This window comes from Pseudoalteromonas sp. P1-26 (assembly GCF_001401795.1).
Classification (GTDB): domain Bacteria; phylum Pseudomonadota; class Gammaproteobacteria; order Enterobacterales; family Alteromonadaceae; genus Pseudoalteromonas.
In genome coordinates this window covers 26,783-35,498 of record NZ_LKDX01000041.1, presented here as the reverse complement: position 1 = coordinate 35,498, position 8,716 = coordinate 26,783, and the positions used below count along the sequence as shown (strand labels likewise).

The following is an 8,716-nucleotide window of genomic DNA, read 5'->3' as shown; positions in this document are numbered from 1 at the left end:
GCTGCCCGCCGTGTCAGTGGATGCGCATTATAGGGATGCGAAGAATTAACGCAAGCACTTTTTGAAGGTTTTTTTGATTATTTTCAAATTAGTACAATAACCATACAAATAAAGGGCTGCAGAGGGGTTTTAGCTCAAGAAGCAGTCATTTTTGTGAGGATAAAATGGCATAGAAAAGCGACATACTTTAAATTAGCTATGTCGCTTTTTATTTTTATAAGGCGGATTAGTTAGTAGAAATTTCCCAAACAGCGATTGAACCCGAAATTTCATTACCAACAACTAGCAATGCTTCATTCGTTGCACTTTGTTCTGCAGGTATAAATGCCATACCTTCAGGAGCAAGATCACCTGTTATATCTGCATCAGCTTCTAAGCCACGATTAAAAAAGTAATCTTGGAATGTCACATTGTATGGATTAGTAATATCAAACACCATAATGCCACCCATACGCTCTAAACCAATAAATGCAAATGTACGTTCGCCAATCGTACCCAGTGCTAACGCTTCTGGTTCTGCACCTTTGTCATCAGAGCGACTATCACCGTCATTTTCATCTTCGTTATTATTGAATGCAGCTCCGTGAACTGATGCAGTAATGCGTGAGATTTGATCGCCCGAGTCAAAAACCACCATGCCGTTACTATCCCAAATGGTAAAAGAGCGGGCTCCATATGCATAGAGTGATTCATATTCGCCATTATTATCTTCATCACCTTTAACAGTGGTCACTTTTAAACGGCCAATATCACTGTTGTCATTGTTCAGGTAATCAAAATTGCTTGCCAGTGTTAAGTCTTTAGCTCTGGTTTCATCTATATATGATAAACACCCATCATCTTCATCGTAATCTAGACCACCTTTTGCTAAACAATCAGCTTCGTCGGTTGTATCAAAGAAGTATTCTCGAGCATCACCTTCGTTCGCTGTGACAATAAAGTTAGCACCTTTCCAAGTAAAGCTTGAAATAGTATCTGGTTGATACATGCCATAGAGACCAGGGTACGATTTAAAGTTAACGCCACCGTCTTTATCTGATGCATCAAAAAGTAAATTAGACCAATCCTTAAAACCTAAGCCTTTTAGCTCGATGCTATTATCTTCAAGGTTGACGATAGCAAGGGCGTTATTTTCTTGTAGTGACACGTAGGCAAACTTATTGTCTTTTGAAATGCTGATGTATTCAGGTTCTAAATCCATTGCTACGGTTGTATTAATCAAGTTACCGTTGATTGTTCGACCTCTCGGGTTAGCAAATACAATCCCAAGTTCTTCAAGCTCTGCTTGTTTGTCGTTATAAGCCGAAAAAGTAATGCTAATAGCAGTATCTGCAATTACACCATCATTTATATTAATAATGCTGATAGAGCCTTCAGGGTCAATACTGTAGTCACCATTAGGTTCGCCTTCATTTGCAACCAATACTTTATTGCCATCATGGCTAAAAGTAACCATGTCGGGTAGGGCGCCAACAGTGACATTTTTAATAAACTGAGGCTCGTCGCCACTGATATCATAAAATGCGATTAAACCAGCATCACCGGTATTACTAGCTGCCATTGCGACGGCTAAAAGTTCATTATTAGCATCAATAGCGATACTGTTTGCATCGCCCACACTGTGCTCATTAAGTGCAAGGGTAATCTCTGAGCTTAAATTAGTGCCGTTTATAACCCCTTCGTTATTTTTAACTAAAGCTGCACGGTCAAAGCTATCGGCTTTCATGATATTAACGACCGCAGAATCACCGGAACTATTGATAGCAAATATTCGTTGTTTAGATGCTTGGTAAGCAACAATTTCCGCAGCACCTTCAGGGCTTTCTGCGTTCAGCACTGCACGGCCGATAAGATTTATAGTTAAAGCAGCGTTTGCATCTGTACCATTTGCTCCGTCAGTTCCGTTTGTACCATCGATGCCATTTACCCCATCAGTTCCATTAGTACCATTTTGACCTGCAGGACCTTGTTCACCTTGTAGGCCGTCTTTGCCGTCGTCACCGTCTAATGAGCAGCCAGAAAGAATGGTTAAAAGTGATAGCGCAATAATTGATCTTTTTAACATTATTATTTTTCCTTGGAGTTGTATTGAGGTAATTACAACACCCAGGTATTACAACTATATGGCACTTTTATGAGAACAAAATTTAGTCATAAAAAAAGCGAGTATAAACTCGCTTTTTATTTATAAATTAGTAGGGTAGCTCATTACTTTTTAGTTGGGCGCTTCCAACCAGTAAGGTTACGTTGTTTACCACGAGCGACTGCAAGCTGATCGTCTTCAACTGTATTAGTGATAACAGAGCCAGCGCCAATCGTTGCCATTGAGCCAATATTAACAGGGGCCACCAGTGATGAGTTAGAACCGATAAAGGCGTTATCTCCAATAATAGTTTTTGATTTGTTTACGCCATCATAGTTACAAGTAATAGTACCTGCGCCAATATTAACTTTTTCGCCAACTTCAGTGTCGCCTAAGTAGGTTAGGTGATTTGCTTTTGAGCCTTTACCTAAGCGAGTCTTTTTCATCTCAACGAAGTTACCAATGTGTGAGTCTTCTTCCATAATCGCACCAGGGCGAAGGCGGGCATAAGGACCTAAAGTACATTTCGCTGCAACACTGGCTTCTTCAACCAGTGAGTTAGCTTTAATAACAACGTTATCGCCGATAGTACAATCTTTAAGTACGCAATTTGAGCCAATCTGTACGTTATTACCCAGAGTTACTTTACCTTCGAAAATAACATTAACGTCGATCAGTACGTCTTCGCCGGTCGTTACTTCACCGCGTATATCAATACGAGCAGGATCAGCAAGTGTTGCGCCGTTTAGCATTAGCTCTTCTGCTTGCCACGCTTGGTATGCACGTTCAAGCGCTGAAAGTTGTACGCGATTATTAGCACCTTCAACTTCCATCGGATGCTCAGGCTGTGCAGAAGTAATTTCAACACCTTCACTGTGTGCCATCGCAACAATGTCTGTTAAGTAATATTCACCTTGAGCGTTATTGTTAGATAGGTTACCTAACCAACGTTTAAGTAGCGCACCATTAGCAGCCATAATACCGGTATTGATTTCTTTAATCGCAAGTTGCTCAGGTGAAGCATCTTTTTGTTCGATAATACCTACTAGCTTGCCATTTTCACGGATCATTCGGCCATAACCTGATGGGTCATCTAAGGTAACCGTTAATACTGCTAAGCCTTTTTCTGGAGTCGCAGCAAGTAGCTTTTCTAAGGTCGCGCGTTTTGTTAGTGGCACATCACCATAGAGAATTAATATGGTGTCATCATCGGCAATATGTTCTTTAGCAACAGCAACAGCATGACCCGTACCGAGTTGTTCTTCTTGTAATACCCAGTTTACTTGGTTGTGCGATAGGGCTTCTTGAAGCTGCTCACGGCCATGACCGTAAACAAGATTTGTTTCACGAGCGCCAAGGGCAGTGGCATTATCGATAACGTGCTGCACCATAGGTTTACCAGCAACTTTGTGTAATACCTTAGGTAGAGCAGAGCGCATACGGGTGCCTTTACCCGCAGCGAGAATAACGGTAGTCAGAGACATTAAAACAATATCCTTCTTTCTTTGTTTTAGTGGGACGTAATGAATTTAGCTATAAACATGCAAAGTTGCGCAAGTCACATAATGTGCAAATACTCAATCCTAGCTTGAAGGAAAGAACCTTGTATAAAAGCTTAGCTCATTATCAATTAACACATTGTAGCGGGGAAAAGTGCAGGTTATAAGTACAATGATCAGAATAGGGTATAAAACAGTGAATTTTAGGCACAAAAAAGCCCACTTTAAGTGGGCTTTTCGAAAACCGAGTAGGCTTACTTTTTACGTAATTGTTGAATTACGCGAAGTTGAGCGATTGCTTCAGCAAGTTGCACTGCAGCTTGTTGATAATCTAACTCAGCAGTTGACGTATTCGCCATTTGCTCTTCAGCATCACGTTTAGCTTTTTCAGCCGCTTGCTCGTCTAGGTCTTCACCACGTACTGCAGTATCTGCAAGAATCGTGATGCGATCCGGTTGAACTTCTAGCGTGCCGCCAGCAATATACATCACGTCTTCGTGACCAAATTGCTTAACTAAACGTACCATACCAGGTTTTAGGGCAGTTAATAATGGAGCGTGACCATAGTTAACACCAAGGTCACCTTCACTACCACTCACTTGAATCGATTCAACCAGACCAGAGAACAAGCTCTCTTCTGCGCTTACTACGTCAAGATGTACAGTCATAGCCGCCATACTACCCTCCTAATTACATGCTTTTGGCTTTTTCTTGAGCTTCTTCAATAGAGCCAACCATGTAGAACGCTTGCTCTGGCATATCATCAAACTCACCGTTTAAGATACCTTTGAAGCCAGCAATTGTGTCTTTAAGTGACACGTATTTACCAGGCGCGCCTGTGAATACCTCAGCAACGAAGAACGGCTGAGATAGGAAACGCTGGATTTTACGTGCACGAGATACAACTTGCTTATCTTCGTCAGAAAGCTCGTCCATACCTAGGATTGCGATGATGTCTTTAAGTTCTTTATAACGTTGAAGAACTGTTTGAACGCCACGCGCTGTATCGTAGTGCTCTTGACCGATTACTAGTGGGTCAAGTTGACGTGAAGATGAATCAAGTGGGTCTACCGCAGGGTAGATACCAAGTGAAGCGATATCACGAGAAAGTACTACTGTTGCATCTAAGTGAGCAAACGTTGTTGCTGGAGATGGGTCAGTTAAGTCATCCGCAGGTACGTATACCGCTTGGATTGAAGTGATTGAACCCGTCTTAGTAGATGCGATACGCTCTTGAAGTACACCCATTTCTTCAGCAAGAGTTGGTTGGTAACCTACTGCTGAAGGCATACGACCTAGAAGTGCTGATACCTCTGTACCCGCTAGAGTATAACGGTAGATGTTATCAACGAAGAAAAGTACGTCACGACCTTCGTCACGGAACTTCTCAGCCATAGTAAGACCAGTTAACGCTACGCGTAAACGGTTACCCGGTGGCTCATTCATTTGACCGTATACTAGAGATACTTTGTCTAGTACGTTTGAGTCGTTCATCTCATGGTAGAAGTCATTACCCTCACGAGTACGCTCACCAACACCTGCGAATACTGAGTAACCGCTGTGCTCGATTGCGATGTTACGGATAAGTTCCATCATGTTTACGGTTTTACCAACACCGGCACCACCGAATAGACCAACTTTACCACCTTTAGCGAATGGACATACAAGGTCGATTACCTTGATACCAGTCTCTAAAAGTTCTACTGAACTTGATTGTTCTTCATAAGAAGGTGCTGCACGGTGAATAGACATACGCTCTTCTTCACCAATTGGACCAGCTTCATCAATAGGGTTACCTAAAACGTCCATGATACGACCTAGTGTCTTCGTACCTACAGGAACGTGGATTGGCTGACCTGTACCTTCTACTGCAGTACCACGACGTAAACCGTCAGTAGTACCAAGTGCGATACCACGTACCACACCGCCACCTAGCTGTTGTTGAACTTCTAAAGTTAAACCAGCTAAGTCGCCATCTGTTACTTTTAGTGCGTCATATACGGCTGGCACGTTGTCTTGTGGAAATTCGATATCCACAACGGCGCCGATAATTTGGACGACCTTACCTAAACTCATGTCTATTCCTCTCATTAAACTTTGCCGAAGCGTTAAACTGCTGCCGAACCGCCAACAATCTCACTAATTTCTTGTGTGATTGCAGCTTGACGAGCCTTGTTATAAACAAGCTGTAACTCATCCATAAGGTCGCCTGCGTTATCAGTTGCAGCTTTCATTGCAACCATACGGGCAGCCTGTTCAGAGGCAGCGTTCTCAACTACACCTTGGTATACTTGAGACTCAATAAAGCGTACTAACAGAGCTTCTAAAATCGCTTCTGGGTTTGGCTCATATAAGTAATCCCAAGAATGTTGAGATACTTCTTCTTCAGCTTTTGGCAAAGGGAGTAACTGATCGATTGTTGGCTCTTGCTTCATAGTATTAACGAACTTGTTAAATACTACGTATAAGCGGTCAATTTTACCTTCAGAGTATGCATCTAGCATTGTCTTTACAGGACCAATAACGTCTTGTAGTGAAGGTGTATCTCCTAAGTTCGCTTTTTTAGCGACTAACTTACCGCCAAAACGTTGGAAAAAGCCAGCTGCTTTGCTACCTAAAGTAGTAAATTCAGCTTCAACGCCTTTTTCTTTCCACGCTTTAACATCTAGGGCAACTTTTTTAAACTCGTTTGAGTTCAAGCCACCACATAGACCACGGTCAGTAGAGATAACAATATAACCAACTCGTTTTACTTCACGCTCTTCTAAGAAAGGGTGAGTAAAATCAAGATTTGCTTGAGCAACACGACCAATCACTTGGCGTAAGTTTTCAGCGTATGGACGGCTTGACGCCACACGTTCCTGCGCTCTTTTCATTTTAGACGCAGCAACCATTTCCATTGCGCTGGTGATCTTCTGAGTATTCTTGATACTCCCGATCTTGCTTTTAATCTCTTTTCCGCTGGCCATGACTCTCTCTCCGAATCAGGTGGGCTTTAGTTACCTAAAGCTCACCATTCATAACTAAATTACCAAGTTTGCGTCGACTTGAACTTCTCTAGAAGTTCTTTAAGTTGAGCTTCAATCTCAGCGTTGTAGTTACCAGTTTCATTGATTTGAGCCATTAGCTCTGCGTATGTGCTGTTTGCGTATGAAATTAGGCCAGCTTCGAAATCCATGATTTTCGCGATTTCGATGTCTTTTAGGTAGCCTTTTTCAGCAGCAAATAGCGACAGAGACATTTCAGCAACAGACATTGGTGCGTACTGTTTCTGCTTCATTAGCTCTGTTACGCGCTCACCATGCTCTAATTGAGCACGTGTTGCATCGTCAAGGTCAGACGCGAACTGCGAGAACGCAGCTAATTCACGGTACTGAGCTAACGCTAGACGGATACCACCACCTAGTTTCTTAACGATTTTAGTTTGCGCTGCACCACCAACACGAGATACCGAGATACCAGCGTTAACAGCTGGACGGATACCTGAGTTGAATAAGTCAGTTTCTAAGAAGATCTGACCATCGGTGATAGAGATAACGTTTGTCGGTACGAACGCAGAAACGTCGCCGCCTTGAGTTTCAATGATTGGCAATGCCGTCAATGAACCTGTTTTACCTTTCACTTCACCATTAGTGAACTTCTCAACGTAATCAGCGTTTACACGTGATGCACGCTCTAGAAGACGTGAGTGAAGGTAGAATACGTCACCTGGGTATGCTTCACGGCCTGGTGGACGCTTAAGTAGTAATGAGATTTGACGGTAAGCAACAGCTTGCTTAGATAAATCATCATATACGATTAGCGCGTCTTCACCACGGTCACGGAAGTATTCACCCATAGTACAACCAGAGAATGGTGCTAAGTACTGAAGTGCCGCAGATTCAGAAGCAGATGCAACAACAACGATTGTGTTTTCAAGTGCACCGTGCTCTTCAAGTTTACGTACTACGTTAGCGATAGTAGATGCTTTTTGACCAACTGCAACGTACACACACTTAACGCCTGTACCTTTTTGGTTGATGATAGCATCGATTGCTAATGCAGTTTTACCAGTTTGGCGGTCACCGATCACAAGCTCACGTTGACCACGACCTACTGGGATCATCGCATCGATAGATTTATAACCAGTTTGTACTGGCTCATCTACTGATTGACGTTCGATAACGCCTGGTGCGATTTTCTCAACAGGTTCAAAACCGTCGTTATCTAAAGCGCCTTTACCGTCGATAGGTGCACCTAGTGTGTTAACAACACGACCAAGTAGACCACGACCAACAGGAACCTCTAGGATACGACCAGTTGATTTAACTTTTACGCCTTCTTTAAGGTCAGCGTAAGGACCCATTACTACAGCACCTACTGAGTCACGCTCAAGGTTTAGTGCGATAGCATAACGGTTGCCAGGAAGCTCGATCATCTCACCTTGCATACAGTCAGCAAGACCGTGGATGCGGATGATACCGTCAGTAACAGATACGATAGTACCTTCGTTACGAGCTTCACTTACAACTTCGAACTGCTCAATACGTTGTTTGATCAGATCTGAAATTTCAGTGGAATTAAGTTGCATGCTCTTTTTCCCAATTACGATTGTAGTGATGTAGCTAAGCGGGCTAATTTGCCACGTACTGAGCCGTCGATTACAGTGTCACCCGCCTTAATGATAAGACCGCCAACAACTGTAGTATCTTCACTACAATTCAGCTTAACTTTGCGTGCGAAACGTTTTTCAAGTGCCGCTACCAATGTTGCTTGCTGCTCAGCAGCAAGCGGTGTTGCAGAAATCACGTCAACGTCGATTTCTTTGTCGTAGTCCGCTTTAAATTCAGCGAATAACTCAGCAACAGCAGGCAGTGCAACTAAACGTCCATTTTCAGCCATCACCTTGATTAGGTTCTGACCTTGTTCGTTGAGCTGCTCTGCACAGATCTTGATAAACAGATCTGCTTGTTCAGTAGCAGTAGGCAATCCAGCTAGCGCGGCAGCGGCTTGCTCGTTGCTGGCAACGTGGCCAGCAAAGAACAGCATGTCGTTCCAACTTTCAACAGTGCCTTTTTCAACGGCAAGTTCAAAAGCCGCTTTAGCGTATGGGCGAGCGATAGTAGCCAATTCAGACATGCTCATACCCTCCTAA

7 protein-coding genes are annotated in these 8,716 nt (G+C 43.0%); all 7 read right to left on the bottom strand.

Going from position 1 to position 8,716, the window contains the following annotated elements; all coding sequences use genetic code 11:
* Positions 1-226 precede the first annotated feature (226 nt).
* The gene (locus AN394_RS16935; RefSeq protein WP_055022072.1) at positions 227-2,065 is read right to left on the bottom strand and encodes a choice-of-anchor I family protein; all 1,839 of its coding nucleotides are present in this window, start codon (positions 2,063-2,065) and stop codon (positions 227-229) included.
* 143 nt (positions 2,066-2,208) lie between these two features.
* Positions 2,209-3,567 carry a bifunctional UDP-N-acetylglucosamine diphosphorylase/glucosamine-1-phosphate N-acetyltransferase GlmU gene (gene glmU, locus AN394_RS16930; protein ID WP_055022071.1) on the bottom strand — a complete coding sequence of 453 codons (1,359 nt, stop codon included), beginning with the start codon at positions 3,565-3,567 and terminating at the stop codon, positions 2,209-2,211.
* Between the two features lie 269 nt (positions 3,568-3,836).
* Entirely contained in the window at positions 3,837-4,259 is a 423-nt protein-coding gene (locus AN394_RS16925) for a F0F1 ATP synthase subunit epsilon (protein WP_054554812.1), read from the bottom strand.
* Positions 4,260-4,272: 13 nt separating this feature from the next.
* Positions 4,273-5,658, bottom strand: a complete 1,386-nt coding sequence (atpD, locus tag AN394_RS16920; protein WP_054554811.1) for a F0F1 ATP synthase subunit beta — start codon at positions 5,656-5,658, stop codon at positions 4,273-4,275.
* A gap of 32 nt (positions 5,659-5,690) precedes the next feature.
* On the bottom strand, positions 5,691-6,551 hold the full coding sequence (gene atpG, locus AN394_RS16915) for a F0F1 ATP synthase subunit gamma (RefSeq protein WP_054563740.1): 861 nt from the start codon (positions 6,549-6,551) through the stop codon (positions 5,691-5,693).
* Positions 6,552-6,610: 59 nt separating this feature from the next.
* A complete protein-coding gene (gene atpA / locus AN394_RS16910; protein ID WP_054554809.1) occupies positions 6,611-8,152 on the bottom strand; it encodes a F0F1 ATP synthase subunit alpha in 1,542 nt (513 codons plus the stop codon).
* Between the two features lie 14 nt (positions 8,153-8,166).
* Positions 8,167-8,700, bottom strand: a complete 534-nt coding sequence (gene atpH, locus AN394_RS16905) for a F0F1 ATP synthase subunit delta (RefSeq protein ID WP_054554808.1) — start codon at positions 8,698-8,700, stop codon at positions 8,167-8,169.
* Between the last annotated feature and the right edge of the window lie 16 nt (positions 8,701-8,716).